The sequence below is a fragment of the Rhodobacter sp. SGA-6-6 genome (assembly GCF_011043545.1).
GTDB lineage: Bacteria > Pseudomonadota > Alphaproteobacteria > Rhodobacterales > Rhodobacteraceae > Pseudogemmobacter.
This window is the reverse complement of record NZ_JAAKGP010000005.1, coordinates 289,676-306,158: the sequence shown is the minus strand read 5'-3', so window position 1 is coordinate 306,158 and position 16,483 is coordinate 289,676. Positions and strand designations below refer to the sequence as shown.

Annotated in this window: 15 protein-coding genes; 8 read left to right on the top strand and 7 right to left on the bottom strand. The window is 71.2% G+C overall.

Features of this window, described 5'->3' with window-relative positions; all coding sequences use genetic code 11:
- The first annotated feature begins 32 nt into the window (after nt 1-32).
- From G5B31_RS12075 to G5B31_RS12065, 3 genes are read left to right on the top strand one after another with little or no spacing between them, the layout of a single operon-like run.
- Nucleotides 33-1,574: a di-heme oxidoredictase family protein gene (locus G5B31_RS12075; RefSeq protein ID WP_165017925.1), complete on the top strand. Its 1,542-nt coding sequence runs from the start codon at nt 33-35 to the stop codon at nt 1,572-1,574.
- Nucleotides 1,574-2,542: an imelysin family protein gene (locus G5B31_RS12070; RefSeq protein ID WP_165017922.1), complete on the top strand. Its 969-nt coding sequence runs from the start codon at nt 1,574-1,576 to the stop codon at nt 2,540-2,542. Before G5B31_RS12075 ends, G5B31_RS12070 begins: the two co-directional genes overlap by 1 nt.
- A gap of 2 nt (nt 2,543-2,544) precedes the next feature.
- On the top strand, nt 2,545-3,597 hold the full coding sequence (locus G5B31_RS12065; protein ID WP_165017919.1) for a DUF1513 domain-containing protein: 1,053 nt from the start codon (nt 2,545-2,547) through the stop codon (nt 3,595-3,597).
- Between the two features lie 81 nt (nt 3,598-3,678).
- On the opposite strand, the gene G5B31_RS12060 is transcribed toward G5B31_RS12065, so the two are convergent.
- The gene (locus G5B31_RS12060; RefSeq protein ID WP_165017916.1) at nt 3,679-6,090 is read right to left on the bottom strand and encodes an FAD-dependent oxidoreductase; all 2,412 of its coding nucleotides are present in this window, start codon (nt 6,088-6,090) and stop codon (nt 3,679-3,681) included.
- A 121-nt stretch (nt 6,091-6,211) separates the two neighbouring features.
- Here G5B31_RS12060 and G5B31_RS12055 point away from each other — a divergent pair, with 121 nt between their 5' ends.
- Nucleotides 6,212-7,090 carry a LysR substrate-binding domain-containing protein gene (locus G5B31_RS12055; RefSeq protein ID WP_165017913.1) on the top strand — a complete coding sequence of 293 codons (879 nt, stop codon included), beginning with the start codon at nt 6,212-6,214 and terminating at the stop codon, nt 7,088-7,090.
- Between the two features lie 28 nt (nt 7,091-7,118).
- Here the strand turns inward: G5B31_RS12055 and G5B31_RS12050 are convergent, their stop codons facing one another.
- From G5B31_RS12050 to G5B31_RS12025, 6 genes are all read right to left on the bottom strand, one after another.
- Complete coding sequence (locus tag G5B31_RS12050) at nt 7,119-7,853, bottom strand: SDR family NAD(P)-dependent oxidoreductase (RefSeq protein ID WP_165017910.1); 735 nt, start codon at nt 7,851-7,853, stop codon at nt 7,119-7,121.
- Nucleotides 7,850-8,584, bottom strand: coding sequence for an SDR family NAD(P)-dependent oxidoreductase (locus tag G5B31_RS12045; RefSeq protein ID WP_165017907.1), 735 nt, complete (start codon nt 8,582-8,584; stop codon nt 7,850-7,852). Before G5B31_RS12045 ends, G5B31_RS12050 begins: the two co-directional genes overlap by 4 nt.
- An 8-nt stretch (nt 8,585-8,592) precedes the next feature.
- A complete protein-coding gene (locus tag G5B31_RS12040) occupies nt 8,593-9,696 on the bottom strand; it encodes a mandelate racemase/muconate lactonizing enzyme family protein (protein WP_165017904.1) in 1,104 nt (367 codons plus the stop codon).
- A 55-nt stretch (nt 9,697-9,751) separates the two neighbouring features.
- A complete protein-coding gene (locus G5B31_RS12035) occupies nt 9,752-11,305 on the bottom strand; it encodes a trimethylamine methyltransferase family protein (protein WP_165017901.1) in 1,554 nt (517 codons plus the stop codon).
- 235 nt (nt 11,306-11,540) lie between these two features.
- A complete protein-coding gene (locus G5B31_RS12030) occupies nt 11,541-11,786 on the bottom strand; it encodes a hypothetical protein (protein ID WP_165017898.1) in 246 nt (81 codons plus the stop codon).
- A gap of 373 nt (nt 11,787-12,159) precedes the next feature.
- Complete coding sequence (locus tag G5B31_RS12025) at nt 12,160-12,624, bottom strand: Rrf2 family transcriptional regulator (RefSeq protein ID WP_165017895.1); 465 nt, start codon at nt 12,622-12,624, stop codon at nt 12,160-12,162.
- A gap of 151 nt (nt 12,625-12,775) precedes the next feature.
- Here G5B31_RS12025 and G5B31_RS12020 point away from each other — a divergent pair, with 151 nt between their 5' ends.
- The 4 genes from G5B31_RS12020 (at nt 12,776) to G5B31_RS12005 (ending at nt 16,443) form a co-directional block, all read left to right on the top strand.
- Nucleotides 12,776-13,336 (top strand): alpha/beta hydrolase, encoded by a 561-nt coding sequence (locus G5B31_RS12020; protein WP_165017892.1) that lies wholly within the window; start codon nt 12,776-12,778, stop codon nt 13,334-13,336.
- A gap of 21 nt (nt 13,337-13,357) precedes the next feature.
- Nucleotides 13,358-13,504, top strand: coding sequence for a hypothetical protein (locus G5B31_RS12015; RefSeq protein WP_165017889.1), 147 nt, complete (start codon nt 13,358-13,360; stop codon nt 13,502-13,504).
- Nucleotides 13,501-14,877, top strand: coding sequence for an FAD/NAD(P)-binding protein (locus G5B31_RS12010; protein ID WP_165017886.1), 1,377 nt, complete (start codon nt 13,501-13,503; stop codon nt 14,875-14,877). Before G5B31_RS12015 ends, G5B31_RS12010 begins: the two co-directional genes overlap by 4 nt.
- A gap of 321 nt (nt 14,878-15,198) precedes the next feature.
- A complete protein-coding gene (locus G5B31_RS12005; protein ID WP_165017883.1) occupies nt 15,199-16,443 on the top strand; it encodes an AGE family epimerase/isomerase in 1,245 nt (414 codons plus the stop codon).
- The last annotated feature ends 40 nt before the right edge of the window (nt 16,444-16,483 follow it).

The following is a 16,483-nucleotide window of genomic DNA, read 5'->3' as shown; positions in this document are numbered from 1 at the left end:
GGGGCGCTATCTCGGCGGCAAGGAGCATTGCCATGCGTCTCGCCGCTTTCCTCTGCCTTGCCGCCGCCCCTGCCCTTGCGCAGGAAACCCGCGTCGCGGCGGCCGCCCCCCCGGATGCCGCTCTGGACGACCGCCACCTGGCCATCGTCGCCCGGACGGAGGACGAGGCCGCAAGGATCGCCGGCGTGCTGGCCCCGCCCACGGATTTCTCCAAGCCCGAGGCCTTCGAGGCCATGCCGGGCGGCGCGGCCTCGGTGCGGGCGCGGCCGAACCGCGATGCCTTCAGCCAGTTCTCCGGCAACATGCCCTTCTCTTCGGAGATGACCTTCAAGCTGGGCAATGCCTTGTTCCGCAAGACCTGGGTCGCCTCGCCCTCCTCCACGCTGGCCTCCGACGGGCTGGGGCCGTTCTACAACGCCCGCGCTTGCCAGGACTGCCACCTGAAGGACGGCCGCGGCCACCCGCCCGAGGGGCCGGAGGACGGCCGGGTGTCGATGTTCCTGCGCCTTTCCATCCCCGGCGGGCCGGACCCGGAGGGGATCGCCGAGTGGCTGGCGACTCAGCCCGATCCGGTCTACGGCGGCCAGTTGCAGGACCTCGCCGCCCCCGGCCATGCCGCCGAGGGGCGGATGGAGGTGACGTATGAGGAACAGCCGGTAACCCTTTCGGACGGAACGGTCGTCTCGCTCCGCGCGCCGACCTATGCCTTCGCCGATCCCGGCTATGGCGCGCCCTCCGCCGACCTGATGATCAGCCCGCGGGTGGCGCCGCAGATGATCGGCCTCGGCCTGCTGGAGGCGATCCCCGCCGCCGACATCCTGGCGCTGGCCGACCCCGGGGATGCCGATGGCGACGGCATCTCCGGCCGGGCGCAGATCGTGCCTTCGGTCGAATTCGGCGTGCCGATGCTGGGGCGCTTCGGCTGGAAGGCCGGGGCGCCGACGGTGAAGGAGCAGTCCTCGGGCGCCTTCTCCGGCGACATGGGGCTGTCCACCGTGCTGCATCCCGATCCCTGGGGCGACTGCACCGGGGCCGAATCCGCCTGCCGCGCCGCCCCCAACGGGCAGGAGGACGGCAGCCGCGACGGGCTGGAGGTGGACCGCGAGAGCCTGGAAATGGTGGCCTTCTACTCCCGCAACCTCGGCGTGCCCGAGCGGCGCAGGGTCGACGACCCGCAGGTGCTGCGCGGCAAGGACGTGTTCTACGGGCTGGGGTGCCAGTCCTGCCACCACCCGAAATTCGTCACCCACCGGCTGGAGGGCCAGCCGGAACAGAGCTTCCAGCTGATCTGGCCCTATACCGACCTTCTGCTGCACGACATGGGCCCGGGGCTGGCCGACGACCGGCCCGAGGGCCGCGCCTCGGGGTCGGAGTGGAAGACGCCGCCGCTCTGGGGCATCGGGCTGACGAAGCATGTTTCCGGCCACACCCAGTTCCTGCATGATGGAAGGGCGCGCAACCTTCTCGAAGCGGTGCTCTGGCACGGCGGCGAGGCCCAAGGCGCGCGCGACGGCGTGGTTGGCCTGCCCAAGGAGGACCGCGAGGCGCTGATCGCCTTCCTGGAGAGCCTTTGATGCGCAAGACCCTGGCCCTGTTCGCCCTTCTGGCCACCCCGGCGCAGGCCGACGTGGCCGATGCCCTGCGCGACCACATCCTGCCCGGCTATGCCGCTTTCGCCGAGGCCGCAGGGGAACTGGCGCAGGCGGCGGAAACCTCCTGCGACCCGCAGGTGCTGCGCCCGGCCTGGAACGCCGCCTTCGACGCCTGGATGGGCGTTTCGCACCTGCATCTCGGCCCGGTGGAGGAGGACGGCCGCGGCCTCGCCATCGCCTTCTGGCCCGATCCCAAGGGGCTGGGGTGGAAGCACCAGCAGGCGCTGATGGCGGGCGACCCGGCGGCGCTGGAGCCCGCGGCCTTCGCCGACCAGTCGGTCGCCGCGCGCGGGTTGTTCGGGCTGGAGCGGCTGCTCTACCCCGCCGGCGACCTGCCCGCCGATCCCTGCCCGCTGATCCGCGCCACCGCCGCCGACCTGGCCCGCATGGCCGGGGAGGTGCAGGCCGGCTGGCAGGACGGTTTCGCCGAGGTGCTGCTGACGGCGGGCGAGGCCGGCAACACCACCTACCTGACCGCCGAGGAGGCGAAGCAGGCCCTCTTCACCCAACTGGCGACCGCGCTGGAATTCGATGCCGACCAGCGGCTCGGCCGCCCCCTCGGCACCTTCGACAAGCCGCGGCCGGAACGGGCGGAGGCCGCGGCCTCCGGCCGGTCCTTGCGCAATCTGGTGCTGTCCTTGCAGGCGCTGCGGGATTTCGCGCAGACACTCTCGCCCGACCTGCCGCAAAGCCTGGCCGCCTTCGACCGCGCCATCGCCCGGGCCGAGGCGCTGGAGGACCCGGTCTTCGCCGGCGTCGCAGATCCCTCAGGCCACCTGAAGGTGGAGATCCTGCAACAGTCGATCCGCAGCCTGCGGCAGGCGGTGATCGCCGAACTCGGCGGCCAGCTGGGGGTGAGCGTGGGCTTCAACTCGGCGGACGGGGACTGACCATGGCGACACGGCGGGGCTTTCTGGCGGGGATGATGGCGGCGGGCCTGCCCCGCATCGGCTGGGCCGCGGCGGGCAGCCCGGATTTCCTCGCCGCCGCCAAGGCGGGCGAGGCCTACGAATTGCACGGGCTGACCGCCGCGGGCGACAGCCTCTTCGCCATCCCCCTGCCCGCCCGCGGCCATGCCGCCGCCGCCCATCCGGTGCGGGCCGAGGCCGTCGCCTTCGCCCGCCGCCCCGGCACCTTCGCGCTGGTGATCGACTGCGTGGCCGGCACCGTGAAGGCCCGGCTCACCCCGCCCGAGGGGCGGCAGTTCAACGGTCACGGCGTCTTCACCGCCGAGGGCGGGCTGCTGATGACCTCGGAAGTGGTGGCGGAAGGCTCGCTCGGCCGGATCGGGCTGTGGGAGACCGAAACCTACACCCGCATCGGCGAATGGGACTCGGGCGGCATCGGCCCGCATGACATGAAGCGGCTGGCGGACGGGCGGCTGGTGGTGGCGAACGGCGGCATCGAGACCGATCCGAAGGACCGCAGCAAGCTGAACATCGCCACCATGCGGCCGAACCTGACGCTGCTGTCGCCCGAGGGCGCGGTGCTGGAACAGGCGGTGCTGGAGGAGGACCTGCACACCAATTCGATCCGCCATCTGGCGCTGATGGGCAACCGGGTGGCCTTCGCCATGCAATGGGAGGGCGACCCGGCCGAGCCGGTGCCCCAGCTGGGCCTCTGGCAGCCCGGGCAGGCGCCGTGGCTGTGCCCGCCGGGGGAGGCCGAGGCCTTCGCGATGAAGGGCTATGCCGGCTCCATCGCCGCGGCGCAGGGGCTGGTGGCGCTGACCTCGCCGCCGGGCGGGGTGCTGATGGTCTTCGACGCAGCCGGCGCGCCCTTGGCGGTGCACCGCCGGGCCGACCTGTCCGGCGTGGCGCCGGGGCCGGAGGGACTGGTCGCCACCGACGGCCAGGGCGGCATCTGGGCGGTGGAGCCGGAAGGGCTGCGGCTTCTGGCTCGACACAACCTGTCCTGGGACAACCATCTGGTCGCGCTGGCCTGAAGCGGCAGGAACGGCGGGGTGAACCCCGCCCTACCGATGGCGTAGGGCGGGGTTCACCCCGCCGCTTCCCCAAAGGCGCCCTCACCCCCCGCGCAGCCGCCGGCCCTCCGGGTCGAAGGGCGGCCGCTCCAGCACCCGGGCCGGGACCGAGCCGCCGAGGATCGCCACCCGCAGCTCCGTCCCCGGCGCGGCGAGGCCGGCCTTCAGATAGGCGATCGCCAGCGGCTTGCCGACCGTATAGCCATAGGCGCCGGAGCTGACCTGCCCGGCCGGGGTGCCGTCCGGCAGGAACACCGGCTCGCCGCCGAGCGCATCGGCGCCGGTCTCGCCGATCTCCAGCATCACCATCAGGTCGCGCGGCGCCTTGTCCTTCACCGCCAGCCATGCCTCCCGGTTCAGGAAGGGCTTGTCGTCGCGGATCAGCCCGGCCAGCCCGGATTCCTGCGGCCAGTATTCGGGCGAATAGTCCCGGCCCCAGGAGCCGTAGCCCTTTTCCACACGCAGGCTCATCAGTGCGCGGCTGCCCACCGGCCCGGCGCCGAGGTCCCGCCCGGCCTCCAAGAGCGCCAGATACAGCGCCTGCTGGTCGGCCTCGGCGCAGTGCAGCTCCCACCCCAGGTCGCCGGTGAAGGAGACCCGCAGCGCCACGCAATCCACCCCGGCCACGGCGATCCGGGCCGAGCGGAAGAAGGGGAAGGTGTCGTCGGAGAGGTCGGCATTGGTCAGGCGGCCGAGCAGCTTGCGCGACTGCGGCCCGGCGATATTGAAGCCCGCGGTGGCCTCGGTCAGCGACTCGAAGCTGGTCCCTTCCGGCAGCGGCACCGCGCGGAACCAGCGCTGGTGGAAACGCTCGGCCATGCCGGAGCCGATGACCCAGAACTCCTCCGGCCCCAGCCGGGTGACGGTGAAATCCCCCGCAATGCCGCCGCGCTTGCCGATCAGCGGGGTCAGGCAGGAGCGGCCGGTCTGGCGCGGCATCCGGTTGGCGAAAAGCCCGTTCAGCCAGTCCTCCGCCCCCGGCCCGGCGACGCGATAGCGGGCGAAGTTGGAGATGTCGATGATCCCCGCCCGCTCGCGCAGCATCCGCGCCTCGCGGCCGACGCTGTCCCACCAGGGCTGGCGGGTGAAGCCGGCGGAATCCGGGGTGGCGGCGTCGAAATAGAGCGGATGCTCCCAGCCGGTGTTCAGCCCGAACACCGCGCCGAGGTCCTTCTGCAGCTTGTAGACCGGGCGGGTGCGGGCGGGGCGGCCGGCGGCGCGTTCCTCGCCGGGGAAATGGATCTTGAAGCGGTGGGAATACTGGTCCTGCACGCGGGCTTTGGTGAAGGCGCGGTCCGCCCAATCCCCGAAACGGGCGAGGTCCCAGCCGAACAGGTCCAGCGAGGGCTCGCCCTCCACCATCCACTCCGCCGCCAGCCGGCCGAGGCCGCCGCTCTGCGAGAAGCCCGGGATGATGCCGCAGCAGCAGAAATAGCCCGGCAGTTCCGGCACCGGGCCGAACAAGGCCGCCGAATCGGGCGACCAGATCATCGGGCCGTTGATCACCCGCTTGATCCCCGCCGTCCCCACCGCCGGCACCCGGGCGATGGCGCGCATCATGTTGTCCGTGATGCGGTCGAGGTCGTCGGCGAAAAGCTCGTGGCCGAAGCCGGGCGGCGTGCCCTCCTCGGCCCAGAACTTCATGTCGCGCTCATAGGCGCCGACCAGCAGCCCCTGCCCTTCCTGCCGCAGGTAGTATTCGCCGTCGCGGTCGGCCACGGACGGCAACCGGCGGTCCAGCGCGGCGATCTCGCCGATGGTCTCCGTGACGAAATACTGGTGCTCGGTCGGGATCAGCGGCAGCGCCAGCCCCGCCATGGCGCCCACCTCGCGCGCCCAGAGACCGGCGGCGTTGATCACCCAGGGGGTGCGGATCTCGCCCTTTTCCGTCCGCACGATCCAGCTGCCGTCCGGCTGGCGTTCCGTCGCCGTCACGGGGGTGAAGCGGTGGATTTCGGCGCCCCTTGCCCGCGCGCCCGCCGCATAGGCTTGCGTCACGCCCGAAGGGTCGACGTTGCCGCCGTCGGGTTCATACATGATGCAGCGGATGCCGTCGAAATCGACCAGCGGGTGCAGCCGCTCCGCCTCCGCCCGCGAGACCTCGTGGAAGTTCATCCCGTAGCGCCGCGCCTTGGCCTCCTGCAGCCGCAACTGCTGCTCGCGCGCCTCGGTCTGCGCCAGATACAGGCTGCCGGGCTGGAACACGCCGCAGCCCTGCCCGGTCTCGGCCTCCAGTTCCTTGTAAAGCTGCATGGTGTAGTGCTGCAGCCGGCTGATGTTGGTCACGTCATGCAGGCCGTGGATATTGGCCGCCGCGTGCCAGGTGGAGCCGGAGGTCAGCTCCGACCGTTCCAGCAGCACCACCTCGGTCCAGCCGAGTTTCGCCAAGTGGTAGAGGATCGAGCAGCCGATCACCCCCCCGCCGATCACCACCGCCTGCGCATGGCTCCGCATCTTCGTCTCCGCCTGTTTCCACCGGCAAGCTAGCCGGGGCGCGCGAGGCTGTCGCATAAATATTTCGATGCCATTGGCGGCGGGAATGTTATGGATGGGGCGGATTTGCAGGAGATGTGGAATGGCCCCCAAGCGCCGCGCGCCGCCGCCGCTGAACTTCGTGCGCTCCTTCGAGGCGGCGGCGCGGCACCTGTCCTTCACCCGGGCGGCGGAGGACCTGGGCTATACCCAGGCCGCCGTCAGCACCCATATCCGGGGCCTCGAGGCGCATCTCGGCCAGCGGCTCTTCCGCCGCAACGCCCGCAGCCTGGATCTGACCGAGGTCGGCGAGGCCTTGCTGCCGACCTTGCGGCAGGCGCTGCGGCAGATCGACGGCGCGGCGGAGGCCATCGCCAAGTCGGCGCGCGAGCGCAGCGTGGTGCTCTCCTGCCCGATCAGCCTGGCGGAGGGCTGGCTGCCGCCGGTGCTGGCCGGATTCCGGGCGGCGCATCCGGGGGTGGAGGTGCTGGTGCAGGCGACGATCTGGGACCGCGACGAGACCGATCCGGCCGATGTGGTGATCTCGGTCCGCCGCGACGACGAGGTGCCGCCGGACTGCCGGCTGCTGCTGCGCGAAGACCTGATGCTGGTCTGCGCGCCCTCTGTGGCGGCGCGGGTGACGGGGCCGGAGGCGGCGCTGGCGCTTCCGCAGATCCGGGTAGCGGGACGGCAGGAGTATTTCGCCATCTTCGCCGCCGCCCACGGGCTGGAGGATGCCCCGCCGGCCGAGGTGATGCGCACCAACAGCAGCAACGTCTCGCTGGAACTGGCGGCGGCCGGCTTGGGGGTGACGCTGGCGGTGAAGACGCTGGCCCGGCCCTATCTGGCCCGCGGCGCGCTGGTGGCGCCCTTTGCGGAAAGCTGGCCCTGCCCCTGGGGATATTACCTTTCGACGCCCGCCCGGCGGCTTTCGGCCCCGGCGCGGGCTCTGCTCGCCTGTCTGGAGGCGGCGGCGGAGTGACCCCTTCTGCCGCGGTCGGGCCGGCGTCTCACGGCAGGCTGAGCTTTGTCATCCTGCCGCCGTCGATGGTCCAGACCTGCCCCGCCACGAAGGCGGACTCCTCCGACGCCAGCCAGGCGACCAGGGCGGCCACGTCCTCGGGCTTGCCGGTGCGGCCGACAGGATGGATGCGGCCGATGTTGGCGCGGAAGGCGGCGGGGTCGGGCATCGAGTCGATGTAGACCTCGGACAGCTCGGTGTCGATCCAGCCCGGTGCCACGGCGTTGCAGCGGATGCCCTCGGCGCCGTGATCCACGGCGATGGCGCGGGTCAACCCGTGCAGCCCGGCCTTGGTGGCGGAATAGGCGGCGTGGTGCGGGTTGCAGCCGATGCCCTCGATGCTGCCGATGTTGACGATGGCGCCCTTCGTCGCCCGCAGATGCGGCAGCGCGGCCCGGATCAGCAGGAAAGGCGCGGTCAGGTTGACCGCGATCATCCGGTTCCAGTCCTCCGGCGCCATGTCCTCGGCGCGGGCCTCCTGCATGAAGCCGGCGTTGTTGACCAGCACGTCCAGCCGGCCCGCCGCGGCGACCACCTGGCCGATCACCGTGGCCGGGCAGTCCGGGTCGGCGAAATCGGCGGGGAAGCTCTCGAACTCCGGGTCCATGCCGCGCTGCGCGGTGAAGACGCGCGCGCCCTCGGCCCGCAGCCGCCGCGCGATGGCGAGGCCGATGCCCATCCGGCCCCCGGTGACGAGGGCGACCTTTCCCGAGAACCGCATCATGCCACCGCCTTGGCGCCGTTGACCTCGTAGACCGCGCCGCAGACATAACGGGCGGCGTCGGAGGCGAGGAAGAGGATCACCTCGGCGATGTCTTCCGGCTCGGCGATGCGGCCCAAGGGGACGGTCTTGCCGAGTTCCGCCACTGCGGTATCCGGGTCGAAGCCGCGTTTGGCGAAGCCCGTCCGCAGCATCGGCGTGTTGACCTCGTTCGGGGCGACGGCGTTGATGCGGATGCCTTGCGCCGCGTGGTCCATGCCCATGCATTGCGTCAGGCTGGCGAGCGCGGCCTTGGACATGCAGTAGACCGCATGGCCTGGCCCCGGCCGCAGCCCCCAGCACGATGCGGTGTTGACGATGGAACCGCCGCCCTGCGCCGCCATCAGCGGGATCGCGGCGCGGGTGATGCGGAACGGCGCCTCGATGTTGACGCCGAGGGTCAGGGCCCAGTCCTCGTCCGAGGTCTCGGTCACCTTGCCGCGGGTGATCACCCCGGCGTTGTTCACCACGATGTCCAGCCGGCCGAGCGCCCTTGCCGCCGCCGCGGGCAGGCCGTCGGCATAGGCGGGCTCCAGCAGGTTGCCCGGCAGATGCGCCTCGGCCTCGACGGCCGAGACATCGCGGTCGGCCGCCGCCACGCGGGCGCCTTCCGCCCGCAGCATCCGCACCACCGCGGCGCCGATGCCGCCCGCCGCGCCGGTCACCAGCGCGGTCTTGTCCTGAAAACGTCCCATGGTTCCCCTCATCCGAAAGACGCGACCGGCGCGCCGAAGATGCCTTCGTCGGGCACCACACCCAGGCCGGGGCCTTCCGGCAGCCGGATATGGCCGCCGACGATGTTCACGCCCGCCTTGTCGTAGTTGCCTTCGATATAGGGCTGCGCCAGCCAGACGCCCTCCATCAGCCGCGGGCTGACGGTGGCGCCGATATGGGTGCAGGCGGCGGCGATGATGTCGCCGCCCCAGGCGTCGTCGCAGGTGTGGGGCAGCGTGCGGGCCTCGCAGATGTCGCGGAAGGCGGCCATCTGCTGCAAGCCGCCGATCCGCGTCACCTTCATGCCGAAGCCGTCGCAGAGCCCCTGTCCCGCGGCGCGGATCACCGTGGCCAGGTCCTCGCCGGCCTCGTCGATGTAGATGCCATGCTGCACCTGCCCGCGGATGGCGGCGATCTCCTCGATGGAGTTGCAGGGCTGCTCCATAGTGAAGGGGATGTCGGGGCATTCGCGGCTCAGCCGCAGCGCGTCGCGGGTGGGCAGGCCGCGGTTGCCGTCGGCGGCCAGCCGCACGCCCTTGCCGCGGATCACCTCCCAGACCCGGCGCAGGACCTCGATGTCCACCTCGACCGGGCGGCCGCCGATCTTGACCTGAAGCCGGGGATAGCCCTCGGCCACCTTCTCGGCGGCGATGCGGGCGATCTCCTCCGGTTCTCCCACCCCGGTGGCGTAGTAGGAGGGCACGTTTTCCGTCACCGCGCCGCCCAGCAGGTCGGCCACCCGCACGCCCCAAGCCTTGCCCAGCAGGTCGTGGGCGGCGATGTCCACCGCGGCCTTGGCATAGCGGTGGCCGTTCAGGAGGCCGTCCATCCGGCGCCGCAGCGCGACGGGATGCAGCGTGCTGCCGATCAGCCCCGGCGCCATCTCCTCCAGCGCCGCCCGCGCGCCCCTGGCATGGTGCGGCTGATAGGTCGGGCCGACCGGGCAGGTCTCGCCCCAGCCGACCAGGCCGGTATCGGTGACGATCTTCACCAGCGTGGTGTCCAGCGACCAGACCTTGGCGTTGGCCATGGTATAGGGGCCGTTCTTCACCGGCAGGTCGTGGGCGTAGACGTGGATCTCCGTGATCTTCATTTCATGCTCATGCGGAAAAAAGCGGCCGCCGGGAGGGCGGCCAGTCGGGGAGGTTTCAGTATTCGGTGTTCAGCGCGTCCTCGGCCGGGATCTCGCGCTCGCGCCGGGCGATATAGTCGCGGAGCGCCTCGTCCACGCCCGGGTCCAGCTTCGGCTCCTCGTAGTCGCCGAGCAGCTTCCTCGCATGGTCCAGCGCCCTTCGGGTGATCTCGACCGAGCCCTCGGCCTGCCATTGCTCGATCGAGTTGTTGTCGAACAGCTTCGGCATGAAGAAGGCGCGCTCGAAGTTCTCCAGCGTATGCGGATGGCCGAGGTAATGGCCGCCCGGGCCGACATCGCGCACCGCCGCCAGCCCTTCGTCGAAGTCGTCCCAGCGGGGGCCTTCGGCCATGCGGTAGCCCATGGCGCACATCTCGGCATCGACCACGAATTTCGCCATCGAGCAATGCATCCCGGCCTCGTTCCAGCCGGCCGAGTGCCAGATGTAATTGGCCCCGGCGTGGAGGACGGCGTTCATCGTCATGGCGCTTTCATAGCCGGCCTGCGCGTCGAAGGTCTTGGCCCCGCCGAGCAGGTTGCTGGTCCGCCACGGCACGTCGTAGAACCGCGCCATCTGGCCGATCATGAAGTTCATCAGGGAAATCTCCGGCGTCCCCGCCATCGGCGCGCCGGATTTCATGCTGACGGTCGAGAGGTAATGGCCGTAGATCGCCGGCGCACCCTTGCGGATGACCTGGGTATAGGCCAGCGCGCTGAGGGCCTCGGCGTTCAGCTGCGCCACCGCGGGGGCGACCGAGGCCGGCGTGTTGGCGCCGCCGAGCACGAAGGGCGAGCACAGCACCGGCTGACGCCGCCTGACGAAGGCGCGCATCGCCGAAAGCATGGTCTCGTCCCAGACCAGGGGCGAGTTTCCGTTGCAGTTCCCGGTGGTTACCGGCGTTTCCTCCATCACATCCTTGCCGAACAGGATCTCGCACATCGCCATCACGTCCTCGGCGTTCTTGCCCGAGGTGGTCATGCCCATGAAGGTCTTGTCCGAGTGTTTCATCGAGGAATAGGTGATGTGCAGGTGCCGGTGGCTGACCTTCATGTCCATCGGCTCGACGATGTGATGCGCGGTCGAATGCAGCGCCGGCGACATGTGGCTGAGCTTGTGGAAGTCGTTCAGGTCGGCAATCGTCGGCCAGCGCCGCACGTCGTCCAGGTCGCGGATGAAGGGCGCGCCGGTCATCGGCACGAAGATCGAATGCTTGCCGCCGAAGGGCAAGGAGCGGTCGGGGTTGCGCGCCCGGTAGGTCCAGGTCGAGGGGATGCTGGCGATCAGCTCGCGCACCAGATGCCGGTCCAGATGGACCCGCTCGCCGCGGACATCGGCGCCGGCGCGTTTCCAGTCCGCCAGCGCGATCTCGTCGCGGAAGATCACGCCCACCTCTTCGAGGATCGCCATCGAGGCATCGTCGATGCGCTCGACCTGCTCGGGCGTCATCGGCTCGCAGAGCGGCAGCCCGCGCTTCAGGGCGGGCAGCATCTCGAAATCCGGGGCGGAGCGCATCGCTCGCCTTGCGCCGCGCCCGCCTGCGCGGCCTTGCCGGAGGGTGGTCTCGTTCATCTCGTCGGCCCCTGAAAGCATGGACTTTGCGCGCATAAGGCGGCGAAGGGCGCAGGCCGACAGTAACATTGGCGAAGCGGATTGGCGATTTTGCGACATCGCCGGACAGGGGCTGGCTGGCCGCCGGGGGGAAGAGAGGCTGCTGTCCGCCGCAGCGGCGGGACCTGAAAACCCCCGGCAGCCTTGGCGGCTCCCGGGGGTTTCCGTTTCAGATCAGTATTCTGAGAAGGAAGGCTCAGGTTCCCATCGGCTCCACCCTCGCCTCCCAGACGGCGGGGTCGCGGCCGTCCAGCAGTTCGGCGGCGGCTTCCTCGGGGCGGCGGGTGAACAGCACCAGCGGGCTGCCGTTGATCCGGTGCGGCCGGCCGGTGCGGCGGTCGATCAGCCGCACGGCGCAGGTGGGAAGCAGCTGTCCAGCGGCGGGAATGGCCCGTCCGGCCTGCCCGAGGGGGCTGCGGGGGAAGGTCGTCGCTGCGGTCATCATCCGTCTCCTTTCACGGCGGCCGGGACTTCGGTCCCGCCTGCCGCCGATTGCGCCACAGGGCAGGCTCCGGCGCAAGGGAATATTCACGCTAAATATAGTCGTGATTTCGCGCAAACCTTCTCCCGCCTCTCTTTGGCGAAGGCCATCGCCTTCGCCACCGTGCAACGCTTCCACCCATCCGGCCGGGCCCCAAAGGCCCGGCCAGCGCCCGCCCCGCCCTTGGGCCAGGCGCTTCTCGCCCGCCGGGTCGGGCGCTGGCCTCCCCGGGTCTAGGACTGCAACCGTTTCCGGGTGCAATTGTCCCGCACGGGCGGGGGCGAGGCAGTGCCTCGCCTGTTCCCGCCCGGCCGCCCCTTGGCTCCGGGGAATGTTACCCCTGCGCTTCCACGCCGAGGACCTGATCTGCGATGCTGCCCTGGCGGAGCATGTCCTCCAGGGTCAGCGAGTCGATGATCAGCAGGTAGGACCAGAACACCTCGGCGAAGACCTTGCGGATGCGGCAGGCGGCCTCGTCGGAGCAATCCTCGCAGCGCTGGTAGGCCCGGCGCGACAGGCAGGGCAGCGGCGCGATCGGGCCGTCGATGGTGCGCAGCAGTTCGGAGATGGAAATCTCCGCCGGCTTCTTGATCAGGCTGTAGCCGCCGGCCCTGCCGCGGGTGGAGGCGATCACGCCGGCATTGCGCACCTCCAGCAGGATATGCTCCAGGAACCGCTTCGGCGTGCCGGAGCGGCGGGCGATCTCCTCGATGGTCAGCGCCTGCGGCTTCTCCTTCGCCGCCTCGTCGGCCAGCGCCAGAAGCGCCTTCAGCGCGTATTTCATCTTCTGCGTGATCATGGATCAGCGTTACGCCCTGCAACCCCGGGAATCAATGTCGGGTTTGTCGCCAAAAGCGGAGAAGGATCTTCCCTTCCCGTCCCGCTCTTTGGAAACCGAAATCACGACACACCTGCTAGATTTAATCATCGACCGCAGCAGGAGCAAGGACATGACCAAGACGCTGATCGTTCCCGGGCTCGACGGCTCGCCCGAGCCGCATTGGCAGCACTGGTGGGCCGCAACCGACCCGCGCGCCTTGACCGTGGAGCTGACCAACCCCGGCCGGCCGATGCCGCACTTGTGGGAGGTGGAACTGGCCTCGATGATCCTGCACCACCCCGACTCCGTGCTGGTCGGCCATTCGCTGGGGGCGGTGCTGATCGCCCGGCTGCTGACGACCTGGCCGCATCTGCGGGTGCGGGCGGCGCTGCTGGTCGCCCCGGCCGAGACCGCAGGCAGCGACCGCATCGGCCATTTCGGCCCGATCCCGGAGCAGCGGCTCGACATCCCGACGCTGGTGGTCGCCAGCCGCAACGATCCCTGGATGGATTTCTCCCGCGCGCGCGGACTGGCGGCGGCCTGGGGCGGCGGCTTCGTCGACATGGGCCAGGCGGGGCATGTCAACGTCGCCTCCGGCTTCGGTCCCTGGCCCCGCGGCAAGGCGCTGCGCGACGGGCTGCTGGTGCAGGCCCCGCTTCGCCGGGCCGAGCCGCAGCGGCTGGCCCTCTGACCCTGCAAGGAGGATGGAAAGATGATCGACGGACGCTTCGACCAGCATTTCATGGAAATCTTCGCCGGCCGCGAGAAAGGCCCGCCGGGCTCCGCCACCGGCCCGGTGCTTCTGGCCGCGGTGCTGATCGGCCTAGCCCTGCTGGCCTGTTTCGCGGTGCTGCCATGACCCGGCCGGACCAGCCCGCCGCCGCCCGGCCGCCGGGCCTGGGCTGGCTGCCGCCGCAGCCGCATGTGGTGGTGATCGGCGGCGGGGCCAGCGGGGTGCTGATGGCGGTGCAGCTGCTGTCGCGCCCCGACCGCGCCTTCCGGGTGACGCTCCTGGAGCCCGCCCGGCTGCCCGGCCCCGGCCTTGCCTATGCCACCGCCGACCCGGACCACCTGCTGAACACCCGGGTGCGCAACATGAGCGCCTTTCCCGACCGGCCCGGGCATTTCCACGACTGGCTGGCGGCGCGGGCGGAGGGCGCGACGCCCGAATGTTTCGTCAGCCGCGCCACCTATGGCGCCTATCTCGCCGACCTCCTGGCCCCCTGGGCCGGCGAGGCGGTGCCGCAGCGGCTGCGCATCGTCCGGCAGGAGGCGCTGCGGCTGCAGGACAGCGCCCGCGGCGTGGTGGTCCGCCTGGCCGACGGCCAGACCGTGATCGGCGACCTCGCCGTGCTGGCGACCGGCCATGTCCACGAGGCGCCCGCCCCGGGGCTGAGCGGGGCCTGGGACGCGCCGGCGCCGCCCGATCCCGACGGCAGGGTGATCCTCGTCGGCTCCGGCCTTTCCATGGTGGACCGGGTGGTGACGCTGCTGAAATCCGGCCATCGCGGCGAGATCCTGGCGGTCTCGCGCCGCGGCCTGGTCCCGCGCGCCCATGCCGCCGGGGCCCCGCTGCCGGTGTCGCGCGCCGAGGTGCCCTTCGGCGCGCCGGTCAGCGCGCTGGCCGGCTGGGCAAGGGCCCTGGTGCGGCGGGCCGAGGCGCAGGGCGGCAGCTGGCGCGACGCGGTGGACGGCATCCGCCCGCATGTGCAGGCGATCTGGCGCAGCCTGCCGCCGGTGGAGCGCGCCCGCTTCCTGCGCCATGCCGCGGCCTGGTGGGACGTGCATCGCCACCGGGTGCCGCCGGCCTCGGAAGCGGTGGTCCATGCGGCGCTGGCCTCGGGCCAGCTGCGGCTGCAACGGGCGGAATTCCTGGGGGCGGAGCTGCTGCCCTCGGGTCCGGTGGCCCGCATCCGCCTTTTCGGCGGCGAGGTCGGCGCCTCGATCCCCGCCGCCCGCATCTTCGACTGCCGCGGCATCCGGCGCGATCCCGGCCGCAATGCCTCGGCCCTGATCGCCGACCTGCTGGCGCGGGGCCGGGCGCGGGTCGATCCGCTGCGGATCGGGCTGGAGGTGGACACGCGCTGCCGCCTGGTCGATGGCCGGGGCCGCCCGGCGGACCGCCTGCTGGCCATCGGCCCGGTCTCCCGCGCCGCCTTCTGGGAGATCACCGCCATCCCCGACATCCGCGACCAGGTGCAGCGGCTGGCGACGGAACTGGCGGTGGCGTGAGGGGGCGGGGTGAACCCCGCCACATCCCGGTTTCCCTGGCGAAGGCCATCGCCTTCGCCACAGCGCAACGCTTCACCTTTTCCGGCCGGGTGCTCAAAGCACCCGGCCAGCGCCCGCCCCGCCCTCGGCGGGCGCTTCTCGCCCGCCCGGTCGGGCGCTGGCCTCTCCGGGTCTCGTGACGCCACCGTCTCCGGTTGAGTCGCCGCGCACGGGCGGGGCGAGGCAGTGCCTCGCCTTCTCCCGCCCAACCCGACCTCAGAGTGGGCTGGCGGGACAGGACGCCTCCGGCCTATAAGTCGGGCACAGGCAAAGGAGGCATGGATGGCTCGGCACGGACCCGGAGATCAGGCGGCAACGGGGTTCTGGCTGGACGATCCCGGCCACCGCGCCTTTCTGGCCGGCGATGCCGCCGCCGCCCTGCGCTTCTTCGCCGCCAGCCCGGCCGCGGAAGGCGGCTTCCATACCCTCGGTCCCGACGGCGCCCCGCTGGCCAGCCGAGTGCAGGAACTGCACACCACCACCCGGCTGATCCATTCCTACGCGCTGGCAAAGCTGGCCGGCTGGCCGGGCTGCGATGCGATCATCGACCAGGGGATGCGCTACCTCGCCAGCCACCACCGCGACCGCGCCCATGGCGGCTGGCTCTGGGCGCTGGAGGGCGACGCCATCCACGACAGCCGCAAGCTGGCCTATGGCCATGTCTTCGTGCTGCTGGCGGCGTCTTCGGCCAAGCTCGCCGGCCACCCGGAGGCGCAGGCGCTGATCGACGAGGCCACCGCCATCCTGGACCGGCATTTCTGGGAGGAAGGCCCCGGCCTTTTCGCCGACGAATGGAACCGCGACTGGACGCCCTTCTCCAGCTACCGCGGCATGAACGCCAACATGCACGGGGTGGAGGCGCTGCTGGCGGCCCATGAGGCGACGGGGCGGCAGGTCTACCTCGACCGCGCCGGCCGCATCCTGGACTTCTTCCTGCGCCGCATCGCGCCGGAGAACCGCTGGCGCATCCCGGAGCATTACCGCGAGGACTGGTCCATCGACCGCGGCTATTCCGGCAACCCGATGTTCCGCCCCGCCGGCACCACCCCCGGTCACAGCTTCGAGCTGGCCCGGCTGCTCTTGCACTGGTGGGACCTGTGCGGGCGGCCGCAGGACGGCTCCCCCGTCCTGGCCCGCAGCATCGCCGAGGCCGCGCTGCGCGACGGCTGGGACGAAGCCCGCGGCGGCATCCACTACACGCTGGATTTCGACGGCCGGCCGGCGATCCGCTCGCGCTACTGGTGGCCGGTGACCGAGGCGATCGGGGTGATGGCCGCGCTGGTCAAGCTGGAGCGGCGGGCCGAGGACGAGGCCTGGTATCGCCGCCTCTGGACCTCCGCCGACGCCGCCTTCATCGACCACGCCCGCGGCGGCTGGTTCCCCGAGGTCGGCGAAGACGGAACCCCGGCAACCGGCCAGTTCGACGGCAAGCCCGACATCTACCACGCCCTGCAGGCCGACCTCTTCCCGCTGGCGCCGGGGATTTCGCGGTTCGGGGAGGGATTGGCCGGGAACCGGCTCTGGTAGGGCTCCAGCCTCGGCGGTGCCGGCCTCTCGGGGTTTTTCC

Coding starts and splice junctions, on each gene's coding strand:
- G5B31_RS12030 (WP_165017898.1), bottom strand. CDS start 11,786: ATGACCGCAGCGACGACCTTCCCCCGCAGCCCCCTCGGGCAGGCCGGA.
- G5B31_RS12040 (WP_165017904.1), bottom strand. CDS start 9,696: ATGAAGATCACGGAGATCCACGTCTACGCCCACGACCTGCCGGTGAAG.
- G5B31_RS12035 (WP_165017901.1), bottom strand. CDS start 11,305: ATGAACGAGACCACCCTCCGGCAAGGCCGCGCAGGCGGGCGCGGCGCA.
- G5B31_RS12005 (WP_165017883.1), top strand. CDS start 15,199: ATGGCTCGGCACGGACCCGGAGATCAGGCGGCAACGGGGTTCTGGCTG.
- G5B31_RS12045 (WP_165017907.1), bottom strand. CDS start 8,584: ATGGGACGTTTTCAGGACAAGACCGCGCTGGTGACCGGCGCGGCGGGC.
- G5B31_RS12010 (WP_165017886.1), top strand. CDS start 13,501: ATGACCCGGCCGGACCAGCCCGCCGCCGCCCGGCCGCCGGGCCTGGGC.
- G5B31_RS12050 (WP_165017910.1), bottom strand. CDS start 7,853: ATGATGCGGTTCTCGGGAAAGGTCGCCCTCGTCACCGGGGGCCGGATG.
- G5B31_RS12070 (WP_165017922.1), top strand. CDS start 1,574: ATGCGCAAGACCCTGGCCCTGTTCGCCCTTCTGGCCACCCCGGCGCAG.
- G5B31_RS12015 (WP_165017889.1), top strand. CDS start 13,358: ATGATCGACGGACGCTTCGACCAGCATTTCATGGAAATCTTCGCCGGC.
- G5B31_RS12025 (WP_165017895.1), bottom strand. CDS start 12,624: ATGATCACGCAGAAGATGAAATACGCGCTGAAGGCGCTTCTGGCGCTG.
- G5B31_RS12055 (WP_165017913.1), top strand. CDS start 6,212: ATGGCCCCCAAGCGCCGCGCGCCGCCGCCGCTGAACTTCGTGCGCTCC.
- G5B31_RS12065 (WP_165017919.1), top strand. CDS start 2,545: ATGGCGACACGGCGGGGCTTTCTGGCGGGGATGATGGCGGCGGGCCTG.
- G5B31_RS12020 (WP_165017892.1), top strand. CDS start 12,776: ATGACCAAGACGCTGATCGTTCCCGGGCTCGACGGCTCGCCCGAGCCG.
- G5B31_RS12075 (WP_165017925.1), top strand. CDS start 33: ATGCGTCTCGCCGCTTTCCTCTGCCTTGCCGCCGCCCCTGCCCTTGCG.
- G5B31_RS12060 (WP_165017916.1), bottom strand. CDS start 6,090: ATGCGGAGCCATGCGCAGGCGGTGGTGATCGGCGGGGGGGTGATCGGC.